The sequence below is a fragment of the Arthrobacter sp. TRD_SC_6 genome (assembly GCF_055361185.1).
The window spans coordinates 2,375,064-2,400,462 of sequence record NZ_CM143953.1 but is presented as its reverse complement, the minus strand read 5'-3'; the positions used below and the strand labels follow the sequence as shown (position 1 = coordinate 2,400,462).

Below are 25,399 nucleotides of genomic sequence, written 5' to 3'. Positions count from 1 at the left end.
GGCTGCAGACCTAGGCGACCGACGTGACCGCAGTCTGGGCGATCTCGTTGATCTTGTCCGGACGGAAGCCCGACCAGTGATCCTGGTCCGTGATGACAACCGGAGCCTGCATGTATCCGAGTGAACGGAGGCGCTCAAGGGCCACCGGATCCTGCGAAATATCGACGCTCTGGTACGTGATGCCCTTCTTGTCCAGGGCCCGATAAGTGGCGTTGCACTGTACGCATGCTGGCTTGGTGTAAACCGTAACGGTCATGTCCCTACTCCCCTTGTGAAGTGCTGCTGTTCGCGGATGTTGGTGAGCTCCAAGCTGCGAATCTTCCGGGGAATCGGTTGATTCGCGAGACTGCCTCGCCAGCAAGTATTCGATATCTAGATACTACATCTAGTGCAACGCAGTGGCGCTGACCCCAAGATGATGTATTACAAGTATGTCATTTACTGCACTCTGCGTCCACAGGGAATCCACAATTTCCCCCGCAGTGAAACGCCTCAATTCCGCGCTCGACCGCTGTTCGCGGCGGCGCAGTCCACAGGCTGTGGAGGAGGTTGCACACAGAAAAAACATTCTCGTGTCGCTCTTGCTCCGGCGTGTCGCGAGCTTGTTCGCCGTACCAGCCACCAGTGCCTTGCGCATAGGGACAGCTTAGCCCAAAATCGAAGTTATGTTCGAATCAAAAGATGCCAGCTGTCCGATCGCCGATGCCGCAGATGGTCCCTGCCGAAGGCCGGCATCTGACTCCCCTTTCCACCTCTGCGCGGCCCACACCGCCCTCGTCCTGGAGTGGGCAGAGGAGGGGATCGGGGTCACCGACGCGTTGCCATCCCCCTGCCCGGCCTGTGGATCCCGGATCGGTGTGCGGTATCCGTCCGCCTGGGTCTGTGCCGCCTGCGAATGGCGCCAGGGAGACGTGCTCGACGGCGGTCTCCCTCCCCCGCGTGTGGACGTGGTCTACTACATCCGCTTCCGGGACCGCATCAAGATCGGCACAACGGCTAATCCCCGCCAACGGTTGGCCGCGCTGTGGCACGACGATGTGCTGGCGTTCGAACGTGGCGACAGGCTCGTAGAACGACGCCGGCACGCACAGTTCGCGCAGGCGCGGCTTGACCGGTCCGAATGGTTTCAGGCAGTCCCGGAGCTCGAACACCATATTGCCGGACTCGCGGCGGGAGTCGACAATCCATGGGCACGGTACGCCCGCTGGCTAGGCGAAGCGGCTGCCCTTCGCGGCTAAGCGGCTAGCCGCTGAATGACTGAACGGCTAAACGGCTGAACTAACCCAGGCGGCGGCAACCGACCGTGAGAGGATGACGGAGTGGTCAACCCCGTTCATCTGAGGACCCTGCTCGAGGTCATCCGGCATGGCTCGTTCGCCTCCGCAGCGACGCGGCTCGGGTACACGGCGTCGGCCGTGTCCCAGCAGATGTCCGCACTCGAACGGGACGCCGGAGTCACGCTCTTTACCCGCTCCGCGCGCAGCGCTGTCCCCACGGAAGCCGCCGTCGTCATGGCGCGGCACGCCACCAAGGTCCTTACCGACATCGACACGCTGATGGCCTCCACAACGAAGGCTGGCGCGGCAACCACGCAGGAACTTCGGCTGGGCATCTTTCCCAGCCTGGCAACGTTCGCGCTCCCCCGATTGCTTCAGACCCCCCAGTGGCAGCAACTCGGCATCAACCTGAAGGTCTTCGTCGGCGAACCTGCCCAGACTATCCACGGGTTGAGGACCGGTGGCGAATTGGACCTCGCCCTCGTATTCCAGGTCGGTCAGGGCGGATTAGCGTGGCCTTCAACCGTCAACCGGCAGTGGATCGGTGATGACAACTTCAGAGTGGTGCTTCCGTCAGCCTGGGGAATCGCTGACGGCTCCTCGGTTTCTGCGGAGCAGTTGGCTGATATGCCCTGGATCATGCACCATCCCGGGACTGCTGACGCCACGGTCATTGAGCGGCTCTTTGCGAGCTGCAACCTGCACCCCCGCGTTGCTGCGTACTGCGATGACTTCAATGCGAGCCTGGAACTGAGTGCCGCAGGGCTCGGCGCCGCCCTGGTCCCTGAACTCGCCATGCTGCACGCGCCCCAGGGAGTGGTCGCCCTCGACGTGCCGGAGATCCGCCTCGCCCGCAGCATCTTCGCCCTTCAGATTGCCGGTAAGCAGACAACCCAGGTCCGTCTGTTCATGGACCAGTTGGCCGACATTCTCAAGGACCGCAGCATCGCACCGCGAACAGCGCGTCGCCCGTCCAACGCACACTGACGCCAGCCGCCCCTTAACCACGTTGAGTGCGCAGATAACCACTGAATAGCAGCGCTAAACGGTGATTATCTGCACACTCAACTGTGCAATGCGCTGGTGAAATCTAGGCCACTGGCGCCTCAAGCTGCGAACGGACAGCGAGGGTCGCGTTCACGAGGTTCCGCAGGGACTCCTCGGTCTCGACGTAGCCGCGCGTCTTCAAGCCACAGTCCGGGTTGACCCAGAGCTGGCGGGCAGGAACGTGCTGCACTGCCTTCTCCAGCAGCTCCGACACTTCATCCTGGCCGGGAACGCGGGGCGAGTGGATGTCGTAGACACCCGGTCCGACGCCGCGCTTGAAACCGTGCGACTCGAGGTCGTGGACGACCTCCATGCGTGAGCGGGCCGCTTCGATCGACGTGACGTCAGCATCCAGCCCGTCGATGGCGTCGATAATGGCACCGAACTCGGAGTAGCAGAGGTGCGTGTGGATTTGCGTGGCTGGCCCAGCCGACGCCGTCGACAGCTTGAAGGAGTTCACCGACCACACAAGGTACTCGGCCTGGTCCACCTGCCGCAGTGGCAGCAGTTCGCGCAGTGCGGGCTCATCGACCTGAATCACCTGGATGCCTGCCGCTTCGAGGTCGGTTACCTCGTCGCGGAGGGCGAGCGCAACCTGGTTGGCAGTCTCCCCCAGCGGCAGGTCATCGCGGACGAAGGACCACGCAAGGATGGTGACGGGACCGGTGAGCATGCCCTTGACCGGCTTCTCGGTGAGTGACTGGGCGAATTCAGCCCACGGCACCGTGATGGGTGCCGGCCGGCTGACGTCGCCCCACAGGATGGACGGACGCGTGCAGCGCGAGCCGTAGGACTGCACCCAACCGTGAACGGTGACGTCGAAACCGTCGAGGTTCTCGGCAAAGTACTGCACCATGTCGTTGCGCTCAGGCTCACCGTGGACAAGGACGTCAAAGCCCAGCTCTTCCTGCAGGTCGATGACGCGCTTGATCTCGTCCTTCATGAGCTGCTCGTACTGCTCAGCCGTGAGGTCGCCCTTGTTGGCGCGGGCGCGGGCGGAACGCACCTCGGAGGTCTGCGGGAAGGATCCGATGGTGGTGGTCGGCAGGGCGGGCAGGCCAAGCGCCTCATCCTGTGCGGCAAGGCGCGAGGCGTAGTCTCCGCGGCTGAAGTCCGATGGCGAGAGGGCTGCGGCGCGCTCGCGCACCTCGGCCCGCTTGACGCCGGCGGCTCCGGCACGGGAGGCCAGGACCTCCGAGGCCGCAGCGATCTCCGCGTCGATGGCTCCCGGGTTCCCGATCACTTTCGCGAGGGTGACAACCTCGACGACCTTCTGGTCAGCAAAGGCAAGCCAGCTGCGAAGCTGCGCGTCGAGCTGCTGCTCATCTTCGACGTCGTGCGGGACGTGCTGCAGCGAGGTGGAGGTGGACACCGCGAGGGAGGCCACAGCGCCTTCAAGCTCAGCGAGCTTCTGGGCTGCAACACCGAGGTCGGCCTTCCAGATGTTGTGCCCGTCCACCACACCGGCGACCAGGGTGGTGTTGCCGAGCTTCGCGAGTTCCGATGCGGTGGGAACAGCGCCCTTGAAGGCATCGATGTGCAGCGCGTCGACGTCGGTACCTGCCAGTACGGGCAGGAGTGATCCCAGCGCACCGTACTGGGTGGTGGCGAGGATCGCCGGGCGGCGGGTCGTTTCGGTGGCGAGAACCGCGTAGGCCCGCTCGACGGCGGCTGTCAACTCGGCCTCGGAGACCGCCTGGTCGGCCACCAGCGATGGCTCTTCAAGTTGCACCCATTCGACGCCGGCGTCAGCCAATTTGCCGAGGAGTTCAACGTAGAGCGGAAGGAGGTCCTCGAGGCGGGTCAGGGGGTTGAACCCGGCTGGCGCCTCATCGGCGGCCTTGCTCAGCAGGAGGAAGGTCACCGGGCCGATCAACGTCGGGCGGACGGTGTACCCTGCCTCTGCTGCCTCAGCGACGTCGCGGAGTACCCAGTCGTTCGCGAGTGAGAAAGCGGTGTCAGGGCCGATTTCAGGAACCAGGTAGTGGTAGTTGGTGTCGAACCACTTGGTCATCTCCAGCGGCTGGCGCTCCTTGTCACCGCGGGCGAGCGTGAAGTACGCATCGAGCCCGAGCGAGCCTTCGGCGTCGTACAGGTCTTTGAAACGCGCCGACACGGCACCGAAGGTGACGGCCGTGTCGAGGACCTGGTCGTAGAGGGAGAACGACGCCGGGATGGAGTAATTGCCCGTCTCAAGGCCGAGCTCGGCCAGACGCGCGTAGGACGCCGTGCGCAGGTCCTTCGCCGTCGCTTCGAGCTCGGGTGCGGAGGTGCGGCCGGCCCAATAGGCCTCGACGGCTTTCTTCAGTTCACGACGGCGGCCGATGCGCGGGTATCCGACAATGGTGGCCTTGGGGAATGGAGTGCTCATGGAGTGTCCTTTTCTTACTGCTGCTAGGCGGTGCGGCCGAGTCCGCCCGGAACGGGAGGTCGGCGAAGCTGGAGGTGATCGAGAACGTCGAGTGCAGCGGCGTGCTCGTTGAAGGTGTAGATATGGATCCCGGGTGCCCCGGCGTCGAGGGCGGCGTTGGCGAGGTCCACTGTCGCCTGCACACCGATACGGCGGCGTTCGGCGTCGTCGTCGGCTGCTGCAAGGCGGTCGCGCAGTCTGTGGTCCAGCTCGATGCCCGCCAGTTCGCTCGCCCGGTCGAGGCGCCGCACGCTGGTCAGGGGAAGGAGGCCGGGGATGATGGGAATCTCAACTCCCGCACGCCGGGCGGCAGAAACGAGGCGGCCGAAGTCACCAGGGAAGAAAAATACCTGTGTGATGGCAAAGTCGGCGCCGGCGGCCTGCTTCGCGAGCAGAGCTTCGACGTCGTGGTCAAAGCTCGGCGATTCGGGATGCTTGGTGGCGTAGGCTGCAACGCCGACGGCGAGGCGCCCGGCGCACAGGTGCGCTGTGCGGCGGCGTTCTGTTTCTCGAACCAGCTTCACCAGCTCACTGGCATAGGAGAGGTCCCCCGGTGGAAGGGCCTTGTCCTTGGGCTCATCTCCGCGCAGTGCGAGGATGCCCCGGACGCCCAGGGTGATGAGGTCATCGACCAGTTTCGTCAGTTCCGCCCGGGTGTGGGCCACGCAGGTCAGGTGCGCCAGTGGACGCAGCGAGGTTTCCCGGAGCAAACCGCCCAGGAGGTCGATGGCTGTGTCGCGGTTCGAACCGGTTGCGCCGTAGGTGACTGAAACGTAGTCGGGAGCGGTCTGCTCAAGTTCGCGGACGGTACGCCAGAGCGATTCCGTGGCGCCGGGCGTACGTGGTGGCCATAGTTCATAGGAAAGGGCATGGTAGGGCTCCGTGACCGGGGGTCCTACCGTATGCACGGATTTTGAAGGTGGGGACATTTGCATCCTCGCTCGGCGGGTCATCCGGGCACGCCGCTGAATCGCGGAATGAACCGGTATGAATCAAGGAAAGGGAACGCAGGAGGCTTCGGACCGCACGCGAGATGCGGGACGGAAATCCTGCAATACAAATGTCAGGCCCACATGGGGGCACCCACACTTCCCAACGGAAGTCGCTGACACGTGATGGAACTTGTGAACACGTTACGTCACTGCCGCGCGGGCCTTCAAGAAATGTTGCGCGGTGACGAAACAATTCACGGCCGCAACTCGAAGGCCTCATGCGGGCGGACACACGAAACTCCCAAGTTCGGTTGCAATACTTGCACGATGCCCCGGCAGTTTACTGGTACTGACACCCCTCCAATCAGCAACAACCGTGCCCGCGCGCGAACCTACGCGCGGCACCTGATCACCCACGAGCGTCTACTCCTCTCGGTGAAGGCGGCCTTCGCCGCCGGAATAGCGTGGTGGATCGCGCTTCAAGTGCCCGGGGTCGCTTCGCAATATCCTTACTACGCTCCGTTAGGCGCAGTTGCCTGCATGTATCCCACGGTTGCCGGTTCGGCGCGGCAGGGGTTCCAGACGCTCCTTGGGCTGGCGGTAGGATTCGTGCTTGCAATGCCCGTGATCCTGCTCGGTCAGGTCTCAGTACTGACTGTCGCCGTCGTCGTCGGTGTCGGCGTTCTGGCCGCAGGGCTGCCGAGGCTGGGCGCGGGCAGGGACTGGATCCCCATCGCTTCGCTCTTCGTCCTTCTGCTGGGCGGCGAAGATCCGGACGGGTACTCGTTCGGCTACCTCGTCCAGATGCTTGTCGGCGTACTGGTCGGGCTGGCCGTCAACATGCTGGTATTCCCTCCGCTTCACCTCAACGGAGCCATCCGCGGCCTTGAAAACTTCCGCGGGCTGCTTGCACGCCAACTAGGGGACATGGCCGCCGCCATCAACGAGTCATGGCCGCCGGAACACGAGGAATGGTCGCAGCGTGAAAGTCAACTGTCCGAACTTGGACAACAGGTTCGCTCGGCGGTGCAGCTCGCCGATTCGAGCCGGCGCGGGAACGTACGACGACGGCGCCACCACCACGATCTCGACGCTGACTATCACGCGCTTCAGGCGCTTGAGCGGATCGCCTTCCACGTCCAGGACATGACCGATGTGCTGGCCGGCGTGATCTGGCGGACCCCGGATGACACCCCTCTTCCACCCGCCCTGGTGAAACCGCTCGCCAATGCGATGAGCCGGACGGCGTCCGCAGTGGATGCTTGGGATCCCGAAAGTGCCGCCATGCCGGACGCCGAGGCCGCGGTTGAGGAGCTCATGCAGCGCATCACGGCGAGCGCCACGGCCGAGAACCGGATCCAGGCCACAGCGAGTCTGGCGATGGGCCTGCGCCGGATCCTCCTTACCGTTCGTGCGGAAGCCAGCGGGCCAGACGCCGGCGGAAGCGATGTGCGTCCCGAAGGTGAGGGGCTAGGGTGAGCTGATGGCCCTGGGACTCACCGATATCGGAGCGGAGGCCGGCCTACTGGCCGGAGCCGGCCGGGCGATCCTGCTCCAACTTGCAGACCCCGCGATAGGGCGCGGCATAGCTGACCACAGCGATTTCACCGGGCGACCCATGGACCGGCTGGTGGGCACCATGACTTATGTGTACGCCGTCGTCTACGGCGACGAAGGCCAGCTCGATTCGGTCCGCCGTCGGGTCAACCGGGCGCATGCGCCCGTTCGCGCTGAGACGGGAAGCACCCAGTCCTACAGCGCATTCAACGCCGATTCCCAGCTCTGGGTGGTTGCCACACTCTATGACACGGCGATCACCGTGCACGAGCGCGTCTTCGGCGAGCTCGACGCCGAGTCAGCCGACCGCATCTATCGCGAGTATGCCGTCCTTGGCAGTGCACTTCAGATGCCGGCTGATCGCTGGCCCGCGGACAGGGACGCCTTCGCTGCCTACTGGCGCGGCAAGAGCGCCGAACTAAGGACCGATGCTTTGACGCGTCGGGTCGCCCGGCAATTGCTACACCCATCAAGCGGACCCCGCTGGTTGCGGGCTTCGATGCCCCTGGCCCGCTTCCTGACGGCGGGTTTCCTCCCCGAGCAGCTGAGAAGGGAGTTCAACCTGCCGTGGGGCCGGTGGCACCAGCAGGCCTTCGACGCGCTGATGAGGTTCACCGCCCTCACCTACCCGCGCCTACCGAAGCGGGTGAGGTATGCGTTCCGGGATTACTGCCTCCGGCAACTGGATCAGCGGGACGGATAGGCGTGCGGGGATTCACTGCTGTAGAACAGTTCATCGATTCCAGGGCACACCGGTTCCTCGACCGCCGTGAGGGCAGTGGTCTACGGGCGGGCCTCACTGAGTTCGTCGTTTTCGGCCTGAAGCAGGGTTGGGCCTGCATTTTCGGTGCCGCCCTGCTGGCGGTAATCATGTGTGCCCGGCTCTGGTACCCCGACGACGCCGCGCTGGCGCGAAACGACTTCCTGACCATCGCCGCCGTGTGCATTCAGGTGCTCATGATCGTCACCGGCCTGGAGACCGCCCGGGAGCTGCGGGTGATCATCCTCTTCCACCTGGTCGGCACGGTGATGGAACTCTTCAAGACCGACGTCGGGTCCTGGTCCTACGAAGCGGATGGGGTTCTTCGTGTCCTGGGGGTGCCGTTGTTCAGCGGTTTCATGTACGCGGCAGTCGGTTCCTACATGGTGCGCGTATACCGGCTCTTCGACCTGAGGTTCACGAGGTACCCACGCAGGCGGATTACGGCAATCCTCGCAGCGGCCATCTACGTCAACTTCTTCACGCACCACTACGTCTTCGATGCCAGGTGGATCCTGCTGGCACTGGTGCTCGCCCTGTTCGGCCCCTGCGTGATGCACTTCCGCGTATTTCGCTCAACCTTCCGGATGCCGCTCGTCCTGGCTTTCCTCCTGGTTGCGATTTTCATCTGGATCGCCGAGAACCTCGGAACGTTGGCCGGAGCGTGGCTCTACCCTGATCAGGCGGACAGTTGGCAGGTCGTGGCACCCGAGAAGCTCGGCTCGTGGTTTCTCCTGATGATCATCTCCGTGGTGCTCGTGGCCTGGGTGTACAAGCCGCGACAGCCCGGAGCGGCCTCCTGACTCAGGCTTCGTCCTCAGGATCGATGCGCATGGCTCCGTCAACGATGCCCAGCTCGCTGAGCTGCTCTGCCATGCCTGCGCCGTCGCCCGCGTAGATCCAGGGGATTCCCGGAGTTGATCCGGCAGGACTGCCCTTGGAACGACCGCCGGCAAGTACGGCCTCACCCGCCGACAACTGACGGATCGCGATCGCCCTGACCCTATCCGGATGGTTGCGGGCGAACTCGGCGTAGATCGCTTCGTCGTGCTGGCCGTCGTCCCCGATCAGGAGCCACTTGACGGACGGGAACTCCTGCGCCAACCGCTCGAGCGACGAACGCTTGTGTTCCTGTCCGCTGCGGAACCAGCGGTCCCGGGTGGGGCCCCAGTCTGTGAGCAGCTTGGGTCCCGCCGGGTAGAGATTGCGCGAGAGGAACCGGGTGAGGGCCGGCGCAACGTTCCATGCACCCGTGGAAAGGTACAGGACGGGCGCGGCCGGGTTCTTGCGCACAATGCGCTCCATCAAAACGGACATCCCGGGCGTTGGCGTCCGGGCATGTTCGTCGAGAACGAAGGTGTTCCAGGCCGCAAGGAAAGGCCGCGGGAGTGCGGTCACCATGACGGTGTCGTCGATGTCCGAGACAACGCCGAAGGTCACGTCGTCTTCGACCACCCTGAGGGGCGCATCAGCTACAACCTCGTCACCGGAGCGGATCAGGACGGTGTGCCAACCGGGCTCGAGTTCAGCCTCGATGTGCGCGTCGATCACACCTCCGCGGTCAGCGTGCACGACGGCGGAGGAGCCGTTGAATTCCAGCGTCACCTCGGCGTGCCGCACGGGTGCGCTTGTGAAGTTGCGCCACCCCCGGAGCCCTTCCTTCAACGGCTTCATCAGGTCCTTGCCCGTGGCCGGCTGGAGATCGCGGGGGTTGGACAGAACAACCCTGCCGAGCACGCGGATCCACTTGGTGGTCCCGTATCCGGTGTAGGGGATGATCGTTTCGACTCTCCCACGGCGCTCCGCGATCCGGGTCTGCAGTGCGTGCCACGTATCGCCGATCAGCAGTCCGAGATGCGTACGCTCGCGAATGCCCTCCGGATGTGCGGACGCAGGAGGGACGGGTGCGTTGTCGGTTGCCATGGAACCAGTCTGTCATGATGACGGACTGCCGCCGCAGAGGTTACCTGCCGCTCACCCTCGTCCGCTGCGCGTCGAGCGTGGCAGGATCGTAGGGTGGCCGACCGACTGATGCTCCTTGACACCCCGTCCCTCTACTTTCGTGCGTTCTACGGACTGCCCGACAGCCTGAAGGCACCTGACGGCACGCCGGTCAATGCTGCGCGCGGCCTGCTCGACATGATCGCGCGGCTGGTCACCGACTACAAGGCCACCCATTTGGTGGCCTGTTGGGATGACGATTGGCGGCCACAGTGGAGGGTGGATCTCATCCCGAGCTATAAGGAGCACAGGGTCTCGAAAACGGTTGACGGGGGCGTGGACGTTGAGGAAACACCGCCCGGCCTGGTGGCTCAGCTGCCGCTCATCCGTGAACTGCTGACCGCGCTTGGTATTCCGATCATCGGGGCAGCCGAGCATGAGGCCGACGACGTCATCGGCAGCCTGGCCACCCAGGCAGCCATGCCCGTGGATATCGTCACCGGCGACCGGGACCTTTTTCAGCTGATCGATGACGAACGCGACGTCCGCGTCCTCTACACCGCCCGCGGAATGAGCAAGCTCGAAACCTGGACGGATGTCACGGTTGTCGGCAAGTATGCGGTGCTCCCCAGCCAGTACGCTGACTTCGCGGCTCTCCGGGGTGACACATCAGACGGGTTGCCCGGCGTGTCGGGAGTCGGTGAGAAGACGGCTGCGGGATTGTTGAAGGACTTCGCCGACCTGGACGGGATCATCGAGGCCGGCACTGATTCCTCTACGGCTATGTCTGCGTCGATCAGGCAGAAACTCGCGGCCGCAGCAGATTACCTCTCCGTGGCGCCCACCGTTGTACAGGTAGTCCGCGATCTCAAGCTGGGGGATTTTGACGCCCGCATCGCACCTCTCGGAACGGCGTCGTTCGAGAAAGTCCGCGAACTCGCAGCTGATTGGAACCTCGGCGGAGCTGCCGAACGGGTACTGAAAGTCTATGAAGGGCGCCCGGGTAGTCCAAAATAGGGCACTGTCTCTCTAGTGTCCTTACCAAGCTCAGACCAAGGCGAGGGAAGGCTGTTTAACGAACGGAACCCCGGGTACACCCGGGGTTCCGTTGGTGGAGCTGAGGGGACTCGAACCCCTGACCCCCTGCATGCCATGCAGGTGCGCTACCAGCTGCGCCACAGCCCCAAACCTGTGCTTCCGCAGGTAAACATCCGCCGAAGCAACTTGTTTAGTGTAGTAAATTTTCGAGCCCCCGCAAAATCGAAACAGGCTCTCAGCCAGTCTTCGGAGTCACCCTTCAAGCGGAGTCGACGGCATGGATGCCAAGCCCACATTGTGCTCCGTCAGCTGCCATTTCAGCGTCCCGTGAGGAAAGGAACTCAGCTCCTCAAGCACAGACCAATGGCAGTTTGCCACGCCAGCGAGCGCACCCCAGTTGCCGGGTGGAATCCCCATCAAGGCAGCGATGCCGGAGCGGATCGCCCCGCCATGGCTTACCAGCACGACGGTCTGACCATGAGCAAGCCGGCCAGCGGATTCGACGGCGCAGGAAAGCATTCGTGCGGCGACGTCCGTTCGGCTTTCGCCGCCGCCAGCCGGGATTTTCGGGTCACCTGCGTGCCAACGCTGCTGGTCTTCCGGGAAGCGCCGGCCGATCTCATCGAACGAGAGCCCCTGCCACTGACCGGCGAAGGTTTCGCGCAACCTCACATCGGCTTCAACCGCGTGGCCCGTCAGCGAACCCAGCTCTGCGGCAGTCTCCCGCGCACGCTCAAGGTCCGAGGACAGGATCAAAGCTGGGCTGAGATGCGCCAGTTCGCGCGCTGCGTCAGCGGCCTGCCGCCGACCGACACCGTCAAGGGGGATGTCCTCCTGCCCCTGGAAGAGTCCGTGCAGGTTCCACTCCGTCCGCCCATGCCGCCAGAAGACTATCCTTCGGCCAGAAGGTGCAGAATCACCTGCCGCGCTGTCGACAGCGCGCTGCCTCACTCTGTATCAGTGCCGGCTTCAGAGCCGACGGCGTTCACGGTGTCATCGAGTTGGAGGTCCACGGCCGGGCAGTCTCCCCAGAGCCGCTCAAGGGCATAGAACACCCGGTCCTCTTCGTGCTGTACGTGGATAACCACTTCTGCGTAATCGAGCAGGACCCACCGGCCCTGGCTTCTCCCCTCCCGTCTAACGGGCTTGAGATCCTGTTTGGCAAGTTCCTGCTCAATGCCGTCGACAATGGCGTTCACCTGCCGCTCACTGGGCGCAGATGCGACCAGGAAAATATCCGTAATGGCTAAACGTTCGCTGACGTCGATGGCCACTATGTCCTGTGCAATTTTGTCCGACGCCGCACGCGCAGCAGTACGGGCTATAGCGATGGACGATTCCGATGCGCTCACTGATCTCCTAGGGTGTAGTCAGCCGCCAAAGCCGCCGACAATCATCATGATTCCGGTAATGAGCGCAAGGGCGCCCAATCCAAGTACTGAATACTGCACTATCCGCATGCGTTGCACGCGCGCCAGCCCTGCGGTCATAGCGTCGAGGGGCTCGAGCCCGTAGGCACTTCGTGCGCGGACGGGTGAGGCGTCGTCGGACCCGTGGCGCCGCGGCCCGAGCGCCATTGCCTCGGCCTGGGCGAGCACGCGCGAACGCCCCGCAGAATCCGGGGAAAGAGCTGACAAATCCTCTCCGCTCGAAACCGGTGATGCTGTGACAGCCGGCTGCACGCCGTCGTCGGTCCCGGCACCAGGACCGGGAATGACGGCGGGCGCGAGTACACCGGCAACGGGACGCTGCCTCGGCACAGCCGGGCGAACCACCGGTATGTGGGAAGTCGACGGCGCCGGCGAGGATGAGTCTTCGGCTTTGCCGACCTGAATAAACTCCACTGGCGAAACGATCGACAGGTTGTGTGCCGTAGTTGGGTCATTCAGTACCGGCTTGCGCTGCCGGTTTTCCTGGGTGAGCTGCTGGATCTTCTGCGCACGGGTGTTGAGGATTGCTGCGCGTTCCGCAAGCGCCTTCTGCTGGGCCAGGATCTCAAGGTCCACCGAGAAAGGATCATCCTTCGCCGCAGCCTCCATCATGGCCACCTGGTTCTGCGCCTGGCCGATGATTGCCTCACGCGCCGCCAGTGCCTGCTCCACGGTCAGCTGAGTTTTATCCACGGGCGGCGCTGCCAGTAGAGGACTTGCCGGCGGAACCGGCAGGACAGCGCCCGGCTGGGTCTGGTGCCCAGCGGCTGCTTGCTGCTGAAGCCGCAACTGCCTCCGGGTGGGAATCCCGGCTTCCTGCTCAGGCTGCTTGTCCGCTAAAGCGCGGTAGCTGCGTAACGTCTCACGGTCGCGTGCCCGTACCTGGGAAACACGCTCACGCTCCGTCGAGGAGGGGGCGTCCACTGGTACGTCAGCAGCCCGCCTGCTGCGCCTCTCCCGCGGCTGTGCATCGTCAGGCGATGAGATCTCCGCGGACTGCTCAGCATCCACTGGCGCCTGATTTGTTCCGGTTTCGGAGGCTTCGTCAGGCAGCGGCTGGTCCTCGTCGGAGACAGCGCGCGATTGCCGAAGCGCCCTCCGGCTCTGTGCGGACTCGTGACCGTTACTCATTACTTCTTCACCCAGTGGTTGTCATGTTGTTATGGACACTTCTGACTGTTTCCGCTCCCCCGGGCGGCCGTTCAACACGTACAGTCCGTGCTTTGCGATGTATTGCACCACACCGTCCGGCACCAAGTACCAAACCGGCTCACCGTCCGAAACACGCCGCCTGCAGTCAGTGGAGGAGATGGCCATCGCCGGAACCTCCATGAGGCTGACATCCTTACCCTCGCTGCTCAGAACATGACCAGGCCGGGTCACACCCACAAAGTGAGCCAGCGACCAGAGCTCATCCACGTTCTTCCAGGACAGGATCTGGGCCATGGCGTCCGCACCGGTGATGAAGAACAGCTCCGCCTCCGGGCGCGTAGCCTTAAGGTCCCGCAGCGTGTCGATCGTGTAGGTTGGCCCCGGCCGATCGATGTCCACGCGGCTCACCGTGAAGCTTGGGTTGGACGCCGTGGCAACCACGGTCATCAAGTACCGGTGCTCGGCGGGGCTGACTTCCTTGGCGTTCTTCTGCCACGGCTGGCCAGTCGGCACGAAGACCACCTCGTCCAGGTCGAACGCCGCTGCCACTTCGCTCGCAGCTACAAGGTGGCCGTGATGAATTGGGTCAAACGTTCCGCCCATGACTCCCAGGCGCCAGCGGGCTGAGCCGTCACGCACAGGAGCATTTGGGCTCAGCCCGTGCTCGATGGGTTTTCCGGAAGCTTCGGTCAAGGAGATCAGTGCGAGGCGGTTTCGCCGTGATCGTGCTTGTTGGGGTGCTGGCGATGAGGGTCACCGTGCTCTTCCACGGCCTCGTGGCGGTGCCCGAGGCTGGTGAAAGCGATGGTAACGAACATCAGCAGAAGGAGAATGCCCATCATGATGCCGCCATACGCGATGGCCGGCATGGGCAGCTCCGTGTGATGTTCAGCGGTTTCACTGGCAACGACTGCGAGCATCTGGGTCAGCATTCTTCTCCCCTTGGGAACGGTGTGAGCGCCTGCCGCCCCGATTCCTAAGCGGACGCGGATGAAACGCGGGCAGGGCGCGGGACAGCGCGTGATTTACCTCCCATGGTACGCGTTATCAGCGGGGCACTCGAACTTCGGGGCTGATACGCATGACAGGAGATTACGCTCCGGCGGCCTACCGGCGGATGTGGCCGTCGCCCTGAATGATCCACTTTGTGGTGGTCAGTTCACGCAGCCCCATCGGCCCGCGCGCGTGCATCTTCTGCGTGGAGATCCCGACCTCAGCGCCGAGCCCCAACTCTCCTCCATCGGTGAATCGGGTGGAGGCATTCACGATGACGGCCGCCGAGTCCACACCCGCAATGAACTGTTCGGAGTGGGTCAGGTTATTGGTGATGATGGCTTCCGTATGGCCCGTGCTCCAGCTCCGGATGTGCTCCAGTGCGTCCTCCACGGAGTCGACCATCGCGACGGCCAGGTCCAGGTCCATGTACTCGCGCGCCCAGTCCTCGTCAGTGGCCTCGTCAGCCGTGACGCCGTCGGGGAGGATGGCCTGGATTCGGGAATCGGCGTGCAGGCGCACGCCAGCTTCAGCCAGGGCTCGGAGCACCGCCGGTGCCGCCTGCGCGTCTTTATGCACGAGCAGCGTCTCCACGGTATTGCACACGCTTGGGCGCTGGGTTTTGGCATTGAGCAGGATATCCACGGCCATATCCTCGCTGGCGCTCTCATCGAGGTAGATGTGCACATTTCCCTCGCCCGTCTCAATGACCGGCACGGCAGCGTTCCTGACTACGGTTTGAATGAGGTCGTGTCCGCCACGGGGAATCAACACATCCACGCGTCCGCGTGCCTTCATCAGGACGTTGGCGCCCTCGCGTCCAAACTCGTCAACGGTTTGCACAGCATCCGCCGGCAGGCCCGTCCGGTCGAGTGCATCCCGGATGATGCCAAGGAGCGCAGCGTTGGTATTCGCTGCCGCGCTGCCGCCACGGAGAATCACGGCGTTACCGCTTTTCAGGGCCAGCCCTGCGATGTCCACGGTCACGTTGGGCCGCGCCTCATAAATGGCGGCGACAACGCCAAGAGGTACGTGCACCTGTCGGAGCCGCACCCCGTTCGGCAGTGTCTGGCCCCGCGCAACGGTGCCCACCGGATCCGGGAGCCCCGCGAGATTTTCGAGGGCGGACGCCAGTCCGCCGATGCGCTCCTCGGTAAGGCTGAGCCGGTCCAGCAGCGCTTTGGAAGTTCCATTGGCGCGGCCCGCTTCGAGATCAAGTGCGTTTGCCCGCAGGATTGCGTCTTTCCGGGCAACCAGGGCCTCGCCGATCGCCGAGAGTGCCTTGTCCTTATGCGAGCGGTTTGCGCGGGCCACGAGGCGTGAAGCCGCCCTCGCCCGGTCGGCGATGGCGTGCACAGCCTGCTCGACATCCACCGCCGGCTCCGCAGCCTCGGAGGCTTTCGCGGAGGGCGTCTGGGTCTGCTGTGTGGTCACGGAAGTCATCACCCAATCCTAACGAGGTGTTCAAGGTATATCGATGGCACCGCCCAAACGATGTCCGTTCAGGCCCCCGCGACGGTCTGAAGTACAACCAGATCATTGACGTGGACCACTGAACGCTCGTACTCCCGGCCGAGTTCGCGGGACAACTCCCGCGTTGACCTGCCGAGCATTCTCGGCAGCTCGAAGGAGCTGTAATTCACCAGTCCGCGGGCTACCGCGGTGCCGTTCTTGTCCACCATTTCAACGGGGTCCCCGGCTTCGAACTCGCCGCTTACGGAAACAATGCCCGCAGGAAGAAGGGACCGGCGTCGTTCGCTCACCGCCCTGGCCGCGCCGTCGTCCAGCGTCAGCGTCCCCTGAATCCGTGCCAGATGCGCCAACCACAGCAACCGGATGGGCTGCCTGCGGCCGTTGGTACTGAACCACGTCCCGACGTCCTCCCCTGCCAGTGCAGGTCCCACATTTTCCGTCGAGGTGACCAGGGCGGGGATACCGGATGACGCGGCGATAGTGGCAGCCTCGACCTTTGTGACCATACCGCCGGTCCCGACGCCGGCCTTGCCCGTTCTTCCAATGCTGACGCCTTCAAGATCCTCCGGACCGCGCACTTCGGGAATACGCCTGGACCCCTCTTTCGGCGGACCGTCGTAGAGCGAATCGACGTCGGAGAGCAGGACCAGGGCGTCGGCCTTCACCAGGTGCGCGACCAGGGCTGCGAGGCGGTCATTGTCGCCGAAGCGGATCTCTGAGCTTGCGACCGTGTCATTCTCATTCACGATGGGGATGACCCGGAAGTTCAGGAGCCGCTCCATCGCGCGGTGTGCATTCGCGTAGTGGCTTCTGCGCATCAGGTCATCAAGCGTCAGGAGCACCTGGCTGACGGTGACTCCGTGCGCGCCGAAGGCGTGCGTGTAGCGCGCCATGAGCAGTCCCTGGCCCACGCTTGCGGCTGCCTGCTGGGAGGAGAGCTGGTTGGGGCGCCGTGACAAACCCAGCGGCGCCAGCCCCGCCGCAATAGCGCCAGAGGACACGAGGATGATCTCGGTTCCCTCATTGTGGCGCACGGCCAGGGTGTCGGAGAGTGCAAACAGCGCTTCATCGGAGAGTCCTCCGGAGAGTGAGGTCAGTGAGGACGAACCTACCTTCACCACAACTCGCTGGGCCTTGGCCAAGCCGGATCGGGTCTTGAGAGGGCGCTTTGCTGTCATCTATTCCTTCGGTCGCTTTCTCGTCGGGTGTGCGGCAGTCAGAGTATGTAAATTGCTACGCTCAGTCTTCGTCCGGTGCCGGCTTGGCGTCCGTCTTGGCAGCGGCGCCAGCTTGCTGGTGCTTGTAATTGACCGACTCTGTCCAGATCCCGGCCTTGCGCTCGGCTTCCAGTTCCGCGCGGGCGGCTGCGCGGGCATCCTTGCGGCCCTGGTAGTCCTCCCGCTTCTCGTCGCGGGTAGGCCGGATGAGCTCTTCCAGCCGGAGGTCGGTTCCACGAGGGGAGGCGAGCAACTCCGCACCACCCATCATGGTGGGTTCCCAGTCGAAGACGACGCCGTCACCCTCACCGATCACCACAGTGTCTCCCGGCTTGGCGCCACTGCGGAACAGCTGTTCCTCGACACCCAGCTTGGCGAGCCGGTCAGCGAGGTAGCCAACAGCTTCGTCATTGGTGAAATCAGTCTGCTTGACCCAGCGTTCCGGCTTTTCGCCAAGGACTCGAAACAGAGGCTCGAGGTTCTTTTCCTCGCGGCGGATGATGTAACCCTTCGAATTGACTGCGCGTGGGCGCACAACCGAAGGAACGACGACGGGTGGCTCGGCTTTGAGCTTTTCCCGCGCCTCGCGGACGATCTCTGCCATCGCAAACCCGAGTTGCCGGAGACCTTCGTGGCTTGACGCGGATACTTCGAACACCCGGTAGCCGCGTGACTCCAACTCAGGACGCACAAAACCTGCCATGTCCCGTCCGTCAGGAACATCCACCTTGTTGAGGGCGACCAGGCGTGGCCTTTCGTTCAGCGGAATCACTTCTCCGCCTGGTCCGGCGTAGCTCATGTCGACGGCGTAGCGCTCGAGTTCCTGTTCGATGATCGCGAGGTCATTGAGTGGGTCGCGGTCAGCCTCGAGAGTTGCGCAATCGAGGACGTGCACCAGGGCGGCGCAGCGCTCCACATGGCGCAGGAAGTCATGTCCGAGCCCGCGCCCTTCGCTTGCTCCCTCGATCAGTCCGGGCACATCTGCGATGGTGAAGATGGTCTCGCCGGCTTCAACAACACCGAGGTTCGGGCGAAGGGTGGTGAACGGGTAGTCGGCGATCTTAGGCCGGGCAGCTGACATAGCCGCAATCAGGCTCGACTTGCCAGCAGAGGGAAAACCAACCAGCGCGATGTCGGCAATGGACTTGAGCTCGAGCACGACGTCCCGCGCGTCCCCGGGAATTCCGAGCAGTGCGAAACCTGGCGCCTTGCGCTTCTGGGAGGAAAGCGAGGAGTTACCCAGCCCTCCCTGGCCACCGGCAGCCGCGATGAATTCGGTTCCCGTGCCCACGAGGTCAGCGAGTACTTCGCCGTCCCTTGTTTTCACAACCGTGCCGTCAGGGACCGGAAGGATCAGGGTTTCGCCCCTGCGCCCTTCGCGCCAGTCCCCCATGCCGTTTCCGCCGTTGGTGGCGTGCCTGTGTGGGGCATGGTGGTAGTCGAGGAGAGTAGTTGTCTGGGAGTCCACCCGGAGAATCACAGCGCCGCCGTCGCCGCCGTTGCCGCCGTCGGGCCCACCCAACGGCTTGAACTTCTCACGCTTGACAGAGACGCAGCCGTGGCCGCCCGTGCCCCCGGACACGTGCAGAACAACCCGGTCAACGAAGCTTGCCACGGTGTACTCCTCTTGCATAAATCACATCGATGCCGAGTCTATCCGGCTTAAAAGAAGGTGGGGTGAGCCAGTCTGGCTCACCCCACCGGAAATCTGACGCGTGTTGAACGCGCGGTGTGCGGTTGCGAGTACTACTCGGCTACCGCGCCCACGATGTTGACAACGCGGCGCCCGCGGCGGGTACCGAATTCAACGGCACCGGCCTCAAGGGCGAACAGCGTGTCATCCCCACCGCGGCCAACGTTGGCTCCGGGGTGGAAGTGGGTACCGCGCTGGCGGACGATGATCTCGCCTGCCTTGACAACCTGGCCGCCAAAGCGCTTGACGCCGAGGTACTGGGCGTTGGAGTCGCGACCGTTGCGAGTGGAACTCGCACCCTTCTTATGTGCCATCTGCTATGCCTGCCTTCTACTAAATTCTGGGAACCAGGAGAACCTGTTGGATCAGCAACCGCGAACGGTTACTTGATACCCGTGATCTTGACCTTGGTGAGCTCGGAACGGTGACCCTGGCGCTTCTTGTAGCCGGTCTTGTTCTTGAACTTCTGAATGACGATCTTCGGACCACGAAGGTTCTCGATGATCTCGGCAGTAACAGTAACCTTTGCGAGGTCATTTGCTGCTGAAGTTACCTTGTCGCCGTCGACCAGAAGGAGAGCAGGCAGCTTGAAGCTGGTGCCGGCCTCACCGGGGACGCGGTCAAGGGTAACGAGGTCTCCCACAGAAACCTTTTCTTGGCGGCCGCCTGCGCGGACAATCGCGTACACCACTTGGGAACTCACTTCTCTCGACGATCAAAACTGTTTTGCGTGCTGTTTTCCGGGGCCGTACGCCTTATCAGCGCAGCCGGAGGTGCTAAGTGCACTCGCGGCGCATACACGCCCCGAAGATAGTCATTTCAAAATAGACATACGAGGGCGCCCGCACCGAAGATCCAGATTACGGCAATCTCGCGGATTCCCGCAAATCAGGCCGTGTCGGCGCGTCGAAAAACTCATGTTCATACCAGGCCGAGGCCTCGAAAGCCGCAAGCATGCCGGATCGATCATACGGCGAAGCACTGCTGAAGGCAGTATCGGCGTAGTCGATAGCCCGGGACGTTGCTTCTGCGAACGCCGGATCCGAGTACGTCCTGATCCAGGCAGCGTAGGCATGCTCCCCGGGATTCTCGGACACACTCCACTGCGCATGCAGTGCCGTGCCCACATGGGCGTACAGCCAGTAGCAAGGCAACACCGCTGCAACGAGGACCGCATAACTGGAGTTCGCCGCTGCTGCCAGGAGATGGTCGACGTAGGCCTTGGTCACGGGTCCCTGCGCCGGTAAGGGACCCCGCCCATCGAGCCATGTGCGGTGAAGCTCGGATTCCACCTCCAGGCAGTTCCTCGCACCATTGGCCCAGAACAACTGCTCGGCTTCCGTCGGCGCAAGCGAACTGGCGCGGGCGAGCACTCGCGAGTACTCCCGCAGGTAAAGGGCATCCTGCGCGAGGTAGTAGGCGAACTGGTCTGCGGGTAGCGTGCCCTCTCCCAGCGCGGCAACAAATCCCAAGGAGCCTATCGCTTCACGGTGGCGTTCGGTGAGTGCCCAGGCCTGCTCACTGAAGCGGCGTTCCCCCATCCCTTCCACGGCTCCCTCCGTGTGCTCGTCGCTGTGCGCCCCGTCAAAGGCGTGGAAGTGATGGATCGGGCCGTTGCCCTCCCCCACCTGAAGTTCGTCAGCCCTTTCCAACGCACCGCGAAGCCATACCTTCACCGTGGCGAGGGATTGGTGCCAATCCCTCGTGCGTACCTGCACGGTTGCCAGCGCCGCGGACAGCGAGCATCCCGTCCCGTGGGTGTTGCGGGTCTGCACCCGCGGGCCACCAACCACCGTCACGGTTACTTCCGCTCCGGTCGGCTCCACGAGTGCGTCGGGGCAGTCTGTGCCGCCGAGATGCCCGCCCTTGACCAGAACCGCGGTACCTGCAGACGACGCCAGCTTCTTCCCCTGCTCGAGCGCTGCCTCCCAGGTCTTGGCCACCGGCTCACCCAGGAGGACAGCCAGTTCCGGGATGTTCGGCGTCACAAGGTCTGCCAGCGGCACCAGCGCACGCAGCGCGTCCTCCGCCTCGGTTGCCAGCAACCGGTCGCCACTGGTGGCAACCATCACCGGGTCTAGAACGACGACGGCGCCCGGCGCGGACGGCAGCCACTCACGCACCGTTCGGATAGTGTCTGCATCCCCGAGCATCCCGATCTTCACAGCGTCGATGACGACATCGTCGCTTACGGCCTGGAGCTGCTCGAGCAGGAATGACGACGGCGGCGTGTGAACGCTGCGCACGCCGCGGGTGTTCTGGGCGACCAGCGACGTGACCACTGCCATGCCGTATCCGCCATGCGCACCGATGCTCTTGAGGTCTGCCTGGATACCCGCACCGCCGGTCGGGTCGGTGCCGGCGATGCTGAGCACGCGTGGAATGGTGCCGACTCCGCCGCCGGGCAGCCTATCCTCCGACAATGCGGTGTTTGAATCGGTGTGTGGTTCGGTGTGCTCATCGAGCGTGCGAATACTCATTCGCGACATCCCTCCGCTAGGCCAGCGGCCGCCAGGTAAGCGGCCGTCTCTAGATCAGGTTCAACGCGTTTTATCTCAGCCGGGAGCCGGCACCGCGTGTCACTGCGCACAACCCTACCGCAGCAGCGGCGGGCCAACTCCTCTCACCGCAGACGGGCAGGAGCCAGCATGGGCACATCGTGAAGGCACGGGAACGGCGCGCCACGAAAACGTGGCGCGCCGTCAATACTGCTCCGGAACCCGGCTGGGCCGGAGAAACTGCCTACAAATCCGAGGCGGGAACTCCCACGCCCAGGATCATCGGCTCCTCCGTAGCTTTCGGCTTCTCCGCGACCTTCTCCACCTTCGCCACATGCTGGGTCCCGGCGGCAGTCGAAGCGTCACCGGCGGTACGTTCAATGGTGGCTCCTGATGCGGAACCCTGGGCGCTGCTGGCGACACGGCGGCGATTGCGGCGGCCCTTGGACGCCGGCTGGGCGCCTCCAGCCTGAGCAACGGAAGGATCCACAGAACCCCCCTCAGATCCGGTCTTCCAGAACTCTCTTGCCGGCTCGTTGGAGGCTTCCGCGGCCGGCCCGGAGTTGTTCCCGGAAGCTGCCGGTTGGTGCCGGTTGAACGCTTCCGTGAGGCTCTCCAGGGTCAGGCGAGGCTCCTCCGCGGTGGGGGCCGGGGCAGCATCTCCGCGAGGCAGCGTCACAGTCTCACCGTTGATGGTGAGGACCGAAGCGGACGCGTGCGGCTGCTCTTCCCGGTGATCCTCGTGCTCATGCGCCGCGTGGGTAGCAGCGGCAATGTTCGCGAGCGCCGCCCGGGCTGCTTCCGCGCGAGCCGCGCGCTCGGCGTCGTCGACCTTGGGCTCGGGAACGAGCGGTGCCTGCTCCTCCTCCGGAGGGCTCTTCACGCGGTTCCGTTTGCGCTCACTCCGGGTCATCTTTTCCTGGCGGAGGTGCTGCTGGTGATTCTCCCCCGAGACGGCATGACGCCGGTGTTCCACTGGCTCGTCGTGCGTCACGACACCGCGACCGCCACAGTGCTCACAGTTCTCGCCGAACACTTCGAGGAGCCCTGTGCCCATCCGCTTACGGGTCATCTGGACAAGGCCCAGCGAGGTGACCTCCGCAACCTGGTGCTTCGTCCGGTCACGGCCCAGGCACTCGACCAGGCGTCGCAGCACCAGGTCCCGGTTGGCTTCGAGAACCATGTCGATGAAGTCAATGACAATGATGCCGCCAATGTCGCGGAGACGCAGTTGGCGCACCACTTCCTCGGCCGCTTCAAGGTTGTTCTTGGTGACGGTTTCTTCGAGGTTTCCGCCGCTGCCGGTGAATTTGCCTGTATTGACGTCCACCACAGTCATGGCTTCCGTCCGGTCGATCACGAGTGATCCGCCCGAGGGCAGGAATACCTTGCGGTCGAGGGCCTTGTGGATCTGCTCATCGATGCGGCGCGCCTCGAAGATGTCTTCCTTCTGCGTCCACTTCTCGAGCCGTCCCACCAGATCGGGGGCCACGTACATGACGTACGCCTCAATGGTGTCCCATGCCTCTTCGCCGGAAACGATCAACTTGGAGAAGTCCTCGTTGAAGACGTCCCGGACAACCTTGATGGTGAGGTCGGGCTCCCCGTACAGCAGTTCCGGGGCGAGGGTCTTGGTGGAGCCAGCCTTGGCCTCAATGGTCTCCCACTGGGAACGGAGCCGGTTGATGTCGTGGGTAAGTTCCTCTTCGCTGGCACCCTCCGCGGCGGTCCGGACGATGACGCCCGCGTTCTCGGGCAGACGGTCCTTCAGGATGCGCTTGAGGCGGTTACGTTCGACGTCGGGAAGCTTGCGCGAGATGCCGGTCATCGAACCTCCCGGCACATACACGAGGTAGCGTCCAGGCAGCGAGATCTGGCTGGTCAGGCGCGCACCCTTGTGGCCGACGGGATCCTTGGTCACCTGGACCAGCACCGGGTCACCGGACTTCAGCGCAAGCTCGATCCGGCGCGGCTGTCCGTCAAGGCCTGCGGCATCCCAGTTGACTTCACCCGCGTACAACACAGCGTTACGGCCGCGGCCGATGTCCACGAACGCGGCTTCCATGCTGGGCAGCACGTTCTGGACCTTGCCGAGGTAGACGTTACCGATCAGGGAATCCTGCTGCGTCTTCGAGACGAAGTGCTCCGCGAGCACACCGTCTTCCATGACACCGATCTGGATCCTGTCTTCGCGCTGCCGGACCACCATCTGCCGGTCCACTGATTCACGACGGGCCAGGAACTCCGCCTCCGTAATGACCTGACGGCGGCGGCCGGAGTCCCGGGACTCACGCCGGCGCTGCTTCTTTGCTTCCAGGCGGGTTGATCCCTTGACACTGGTGACGCGGTCCGACGGCGGTGCTTCCTGGGCTTGCCGCGGGGCACGTACCCGGGTGATTGTGTTCGGCGGATCATCGTCCTGGCCGCCGGTGAGCTCCAGGTCCTCGTCCCCACGCCTGCGGCGACGACGACGACGTGAGGTTACGCCTACACCTTCCTCGGATTCTGCTGGTCCCTGCGGCGTGGAATCGGCCTCCGAGCCAGCAGTTTCGGACTCGCTGCCCCGTCCTCGGTTGCGTGTCCTGCGGCCACGGCGACGGCTCCGGCTGCCTTCGTCCTCACCGTCGGAAGAATCAGGGGCGTCGTCGTCCTCGCCCGAGCTTTCGACACTGGCCGCCTTGGGTGTACTCCGGGGAGTACCCCGAACTACCCCAGCGAGGTCCGGTGCGTGGAACAGTAGCGACATGGGGGAATCTGGGATGCGGAATGGATCGAGGCCTGCCTCCGCTACCTGCGTACCGGACTCCTGCTGCTCCTCAGGGGCCTCCTGCGGCGCGGGCGAACCGGCCTGGGCTCGCTGGGTGGACCCTTCGCCGGAATTTGTTGCTGACTCTGCGGGCGCAACACCCGCCTCAGCGCCTGCTACGGCGTCCGATTCGACGACGGCATCACTCTTCCTGGTGCGTGAGCGCGTACTGCGTGTGCTGCGTGCTTTAGCAGGTGCGGCAGCCTCTACCCGTGCCTTCTCAGCGGACGATTCCCCTTCGGAAACTTCACCGCCCGTCGCATCCACCAGCGCATCCGGGAGTTCGTTCGTGGCCGGCGCCTCATCGGCCGCCTCACTGATGGTGGTCGCCTTGCTTGTCGCACGACGACGGCGCGTGGCCGCCTTGGGCGGTTCCTCCGCCGCGGCTTGCTGTGGCAAGGGGTCCTGGAGGGCAGCAGTTTCCCCAACGGGCTCGGCGGGCTTGCGGGTGCGCCGGGCACGTGCCGGCTTGCGCTGTGCTGTTTCCGCGGCCGCGGGGTCGTTGACCTCGGAAGACGGCAGCGCTGAATCTGGCCGGTCGGCTGACGCAGCAGGGTGAACTGATTCAGTGGATCCAGCCGGGACGGGAGCGCCGATCGCTGGCGCCTGCTGTGGCTGGTCAGGAAGGGAGATTTCGGTTTGCGCTGCAGCCCTGGTCCTGCGACGGGGCGCCTTCGTTTCCTTGGGCGCTGCTGCCGGCGCTACTGCTGCCTCTTCCGAGGAGACTGCGGGGGCGGCGTCGTCGTTCTTCTTCCGCGAACGCGTGGCCTTCTGAACCGGTGCGGGCTGCTCCGTCCCCGCTTCCGACTGATCGGGGAATGAGGAATCTGATGCGTTTGTATCCATATTCGGCTGTGCTCCACCCCCGTAAACGCCGTCCACATTCCGGCACCCACGAGGCGCTTGGTCGGCTGTCCGCGGCTCTTATGCTCGCGTCAACCGGAAGTCGTTATAGTGTCGTTCGAGGTCGCGCCAACCATGGGGCGCGGCATCACTCGAAGACCAGTGGCGCTTTTCCTGCCCGTTCGCTGAAAACCAGCACGGGGTCTGCCCGGCGGATTCCGCGGCTTTCACCGTAGTAAGTGCCTAATCCGCAGGTACGTCGCCGGCAGAACCGGAAGCCTGTCACTGGACCGGCAGGGGAATGTGGTTCCCTCACCAGCCGCGTTCATTGT

General features: G+C 64.0%; 22 protein-coding genes, 1 tRNA gene and 1 riboswitch. Of the genes, 6 read left to right on the top strand and 17 right to left on the bottom strand.

The window, feature by feature from the left end:
* Nucleotides 1–10: 10 nt before the first annotated feature.
* Nucleotides 11–256 (bottom strand): glutaredoxin-like protein NrdH, encoded by a 246-nt coding sequence (gene nrdH / locus ACWA1U_RS11315; RefSeq protein WP_463722286.1) that lies wholly within the window; start codon nucleotides 254–256, stop codon nucleotides 11–13.
* 409 nt (nucleotides 257–665) lie between these two features.
* Here nrdH and ACWA1U_RS11310 point away from each other — a divergent pair, with 409 nt between their 5' ends.
* Together ACWA1U_RS11310 and ACWA1U_RS11305 are read left to right on the top strand one after the other, a co-directional pair.
* Entirely contained in the window at nucleotides 666–1,238 is a 573-nt protein-coding gene (locus ACWA1U_RS11310) for a GIY-YIG nuclease family protein (protein WP_463722285.1), read from the top strand.
* Between the two features lie 81 nt (nucleotides 1,239–1,319).
* The gene (locus tag ACWA1U_RS11305) at nucleotides 1,320–2,264 is read left to right on the top strand and encodes a LysR family transcriptional regulator (RefSeq protein WP_463722284.1); all 945 of its coding nucleotides are present in this window, start codon (nucleotides 1,320–1,322) and stop codon (nucleotides 2,262–2,264) included.
* 103 nt (nucleotides 2,265–2,367) lie between these two features.
* Here the strand turns inward: ACWA1U_RS11305 and metE are convergent, their stop codons facing one another.
* Entirely contained in the window at nucleotides 2,368–4,695 is a 2,328-nt protein-coding gene (metE, locus tag ACWA1U_RS11300) for a 5-methyltetrahydropteroyltriglutamate--homocysteine S-methyltransferase (protein WP_463722283.1), read from the bottom strand.
* 23 nt (nucleotides 4,696–4,718) lie between these two features.
* Nucleotides 4,719–5,663, bottom strand: coding sequence for a methylenetetrahydrofolate reductase (locus ACWA1U_RS11295; RefSeq protein ID WP_463722282.1), 945 nt, complete (start codon nucleotides 5,661–5,663; stop codon nucleotides 4,719–4,721).
* A 330-nt stretch (nucleotides 5,664–5,993) separates the two neighbouring features.
* On the opposite strand from ACWA1U_RS11295, the gene ACWA1U_RS11290 reads away from it, so the two are divergent.
* The 3 genes from ACWA1U_RS11290 to ACWA1U_RS11280 are packed head-to-tail and all read left to right on the top strand — an operon-like array spanning nucleotide 5,994 to nucleotide 8,786.
* On the top strand, nucleotides 5,994–7,145 hold the full coding sequence (locus tag ACWA1U_RS11290) for an FUSC family protein (protein ID WP_463722281.1): 1,152 nt from the start codon (nucleotides 5,994–5,996) through the stop codon (nucleotides 7,143–7,145).
* A 4-nt stretch (nucleotides 7,146–7,149) separates the two neighbouring features.
* Complete coding sequence (locus ACWA1U_RS11285; RefSeq protein ID WP_463722280.1) at nucleotides 7,150–7,926, top strand: oxygenase MpaB family protein; 777 nt, start codon at nucleotides 7,150–7,152, stop codon at nucleotides 7,924–7,926.
* A 2-nt stretch (nucleotides 7,927–7,928) separates the two neighbouring features.
* A complete protein-coding gene (locus ACWA1U_RS11280) occupies nucleotides 7,929–8,786 on the top strand; it encodes a DUF817 domain-containing protein (RefSeq protein WP_463722279.1) in 858 nt (285 codons plus the stop codon).
* A gap of 1 nt (nucleotide 8,787) precedes the next feature.
* On the opposite strand, the gene ACWA1U_RS11275 is transcribed toward ACWA1U_RS11280, so the two are convergent.
* Nucleotides 8,788–9,906: an App1 family protein gene (locus ACWA1U_RS11275; protein WP_463722278.1), complete on the bottom strand. Its 1,119-nt coding sequence runs from the start codon at nucleotides 9,904–9,906 to the stop codon at nucleotides 8,788–8,790.
* Between the two features lie 108 nt (nucleotides 9,907–10,014).
* On the opposite strand from ACWA1U_RS11275, the gene ACWA1U_RS11270 reads away from it, so the two are divergent.
* Entirely contained in the window at nucleotides 10,015–10,941 is a 927-nt protein-coding gene (locus ACWA1U_RS11270; protein WP_463725023.1) for a 5'-3' exonuclease, read from the top strand.
* 92 nt (nucleotides 10,942–11,033) lie between these two features.
* On the opposite strand, the gene ACWA1U_RS11265 is transcribed toward ACWA1U_RS11270, so the two are convergent.
* The 13 genes from ACWA1U_RS11265 to ACWA1U_RS11205 all read right to left on the bottom strand — a co-directional run bounded on the left by ACWA1U_RS11265 (nucleotide 11,034) and on the right by ACWA1U_RS11205 (nucleotide 25,070).
* Nucleotides 11,034–11,109 (bottom strand) — tRNA-Ala (locus tag ACWA1U_RS11265).
* Nucleotides 11,110–11,214: 105 nt separating this feature from the next.
* Nucleotides 11,215–11,913, bottom strand: coding sequence for a histidine phosphatase family protein (locus ACWA1U_RS11260; RefSeq protein WP_463722277.1), 699 nt, complete (start codon nucleotides 11,911–11,913; stop codon nucleotides 11,215–11,217).
* The gene (rsfS, locus tag ACWA1U_RS11255) at nucleotides 11,910–12,314 is read right to left on the bottom strand and encodes a ribosome silencing factor (protein ID WP_463722276.1); all 405 of its coding nucleotides are present in this window, start codon (nucleotides 12,312–12,314) and stop codon (nucleotides 11,910–11,912) included. The genes ACWA1U_RS11260 and rsfS overlap by 4 nt, the downstream gene beginning before the upstream one ends.
* Nucleotides 12,315–12,332: 18 nt before the next feature.
* The gene (locus ACWA1U_RS11250; protein WP_463722275.1) at nucleotides 12,333–13,523 is read right to left on the bottom strand and encodes a hypothetical protein; all 1,191 of its coding nucleotides are present in this window, start codon (nucleotides 13,521–13,523) and stop codon (nucleotides 12,333–12,335) included.
* Nucleotides 13,524–13,544: 21 nt separating this feature from the next.
* Nucleotides 13,545–14,147 carry a nicotinate-nucleotide adenylyltransferase gene (gene nadD / locus ACWA1U_RS11245; protein ID WP_463725022.1) on the bottom strand — a complete coding sequence of 201 codons (603 nt, stop codon included), beginning with the start codon at nucleotides 14,145–14,147 and terminating at the stop codon, nucleotides 13,545–13,547.
* A 95-nt stretch (nucleotides 14,148–14,242) separates the two neighbouring features.
* On the bottom strand, nucleotides 14,243–14,476 hold the full coding sequence (locus tag ACWA1U_RS11240) for a hypothetical protein (protein WP_463722274.1): 234 nt from the start codon (nucleotides 14,474–14,476) through the stop codon (nucleotides 14,243–14,245).
* A 175-nt stretch (nucleotides 14,477–14,651) separates the two neighbouring features.
* Complete coding sequence (locus ACWA1U_RS11235; RefSeq protein WP_463722273.1) at nucleotides 14,652–15,980, bottom strand: glutamate-5-semialdehyde dehydrogenase; 1,329 nt, start codon at nucleotides 15,978–15,980, stop codon at nucleotides 14,652–14,654.
* A 59-nt stretch (nucleotides 15,981–16,039) separates the two neighbouring features.
* Nucleotides 16,040–17,188 carry a glutamate 5-kinase gene (proB, locus tag ACWA1U_RS11230; RefSeq protein ID WP_463722272.1) on the bottom strand — a complete coding sequence of 383 codons (1,149 nt, stop codon included), beginning with the start codon at nucleotides 17,186–17,188 and terminating at the stop codon, nucleotides 16,040–16,042.
* Between the two features lie 61 nt (nucleotides 17,189–17,249).
* Complete coding sequence (gene obgE / locus ACWA1U_RS11225; RefSeq protein WP_463722271.1) at nucleotides 17,250–18,842, bottom strand: GTPase ObgE; 1,593 nt, start codon at nucleotides 18,840–18,842, stop codon at nucleotides 17,250–17,252.
* Nucleotides 18,843–18,973: 131 nt separating this feature from the next.
* Nucleotides 18,974–19,234 carry a 50S ribosomal protein L27 gene (gene rpmA, locus ACWA1U_RS11220; protein WP_463722270.1) on the bottom strand — a complete coding sequence of 87 codons (261 nt, stop codon included), beginning with the start codon at nucleotides 19,232–19,234 and terminating at the stop codon, nucleotides 18,974–18,976.
* Between the two features lie 68 nt (nucleotides 19,235–19,302).
* A complete protein-coding gene (gene rplU / locus ACWA1U_RS11215; protein ID WP_463725021.1) occupies nucleotides 19,303–19,611 on the bottom strand; it encodes a 50S ribosomal protein L21 in 309 nt (102 codons plus the stop codon).
* A gap of 169 nt (nucleotides 19,612–19,780) precedes the next feature.
* A complete protein-coding gene (locus tag ACWA1U_RS11210; RefSeq protein WP_463722269.1) occupies nucleotides 19,781–21,400 on the bottom strand; it encodes a bifunctional hydroxymethylpyrimidine kinase/phosphomethylpyrimidine kinase in 1,620 nt (539 codons plus the stop codon).
* Nucleotides 21,392–21,507, bottom strand: a riboswitch (TPP riboswitch). It overlaps the preceding gene by 9 nt.
* Before the next feature lie 155 nt (nucleotides 21,508–21,662).
* A complete protein-coding gene (locus ACWA1U_RS11205; protein WP_463722268.1) occupies nucleotides 21,663–25,070 on the bottom strand; it encodes an Rne/Rng family ribonuclease in 3,408 nt (1,135 codons plus the stop codon).
* Nucleotides 25,071–25,399 lie beyond the last annotated feature (329 nt).

What these genes read in the sequence shown, in the direction of transcription:
- nrdH (WP_463722286.1), bottom strand. Translation starts at nt 256, where the DNA reads ATGACCGTTACGGTTTACACCAAGCCAGCATGCGTACAGTGCAACGCC.
- ACWA1U_RS11310 (WP_463722285.1), top strand. Translation starts at nt 666, where the DNA reads ATGTTCGAATCAAAAGATGCCAGCTGTCCGATCGCCGATGCCGCAGAT.
- metE (WP_463722283.1), bottom strand. Translation starts at nt 4,695, where the DNA reads ATGAGCACTCCATTCCCCAAGGCCACCATTGTCGGATACCCGCGCATC.
- ACWA1U_RS11295 (WP_463722282.1), bottom strand. Translation starts at nt 5,663, where the DNA reads ATGTCCCCACCTTCAAAATCCGTGCATACGGTAGGACCCCCGGTCACG.
- ACWA1U_RS11290 (WP_463722281.1), top strand. Translation starts at nt 5,994, where the DNA reads ATGCCCCGGCAGTTTACTGGTACTGACACCCCTCCAATCAGCAACAAC.
- ACWA1U_RS11285 (WP_463722280.1), top strand. Translation starts at nt 7,150, where the DNA reads ATGGCCCTGGGACTCACCGATATCGGAGCGGAGGCCGGCCTACTGGCC.
- ACWA1U_RS11275 (WP_463722278.1), bottom strand. Translation starts at nt 9,906, where the DNA reads ATGGCAACCGACAACGCACCCGTCCCTCCTGCGTCCGCACATCCGGAG.
- ACWA1U_RS11270 (WP_463725023.1), top strand. Translation starts at nt 10,015, where the DNA reads ATGCTCCTTGACACCCCGTCCCTCTACTTTCGTGCGTTCTACGGACTG.
- ACWA1U_RS11250 (WP_463722275.1), bottom strand. Translation starts at nt 13,523, where the DNA reads ATGAGTAACGGTCACGAGTCCGCACAGAGCCGGAGGGCGCTTCGGCAA.
- nadD (WP_463725022.1), bottom strand. Translation starts at nt 14,147, where the DNA reads ATGGGCGGAACGTTTGACCCAATTCATCACGGCCACCTTGTAGCTGCG.
- ACWA1U_RS11240 (WP_463722274.1), bottom strand. Translation starts at nt 14,476, where the DNA reads ATGCTGACCCAGATGCTCGCAGTCGTTGCCAGTGAAACCGCTGAACAT.
- ACWA1U_RS11235 (WP_463722273.1), bottom strand. Translation starts at nt 15,980, where the DNA reads ATGACTTCCGTGACCACACAGCAGACCCAGACGCCCTCCGCGAAAGCC.
- proB (WP_463722272.1), bottom strand. Translation starts at nt 17,188, where the DNA reads ATGACAGCAAAGCGCCCTCTCAAGACCCGATCCGGCTTGGCCAAGGCC.
- rpmA (WP_463722270.1), bottom strand. Translation starts at nt 19,234, where the DNA reads ATGGCACATAAGAAGGGTGCGAGTTCCACTCGCAACGGTCGCGACTCC.
- ACWA1U_RS11210 (WP_463722269.1), bottom strand. Translation starts at nt 21,400, where the DNA reads ATGAGTATTCGCACGCTCGATGAGCACACCGAACCACACACCGATTCA.
- ACWA1U_RS11205 (WP_463722268.1), bottom strand. Translation starts at nt 25,070, where the DNA reads ATGGATACAAACGCATCAGATTCCTCATTCCCCGATCAGTCGGAAGCG.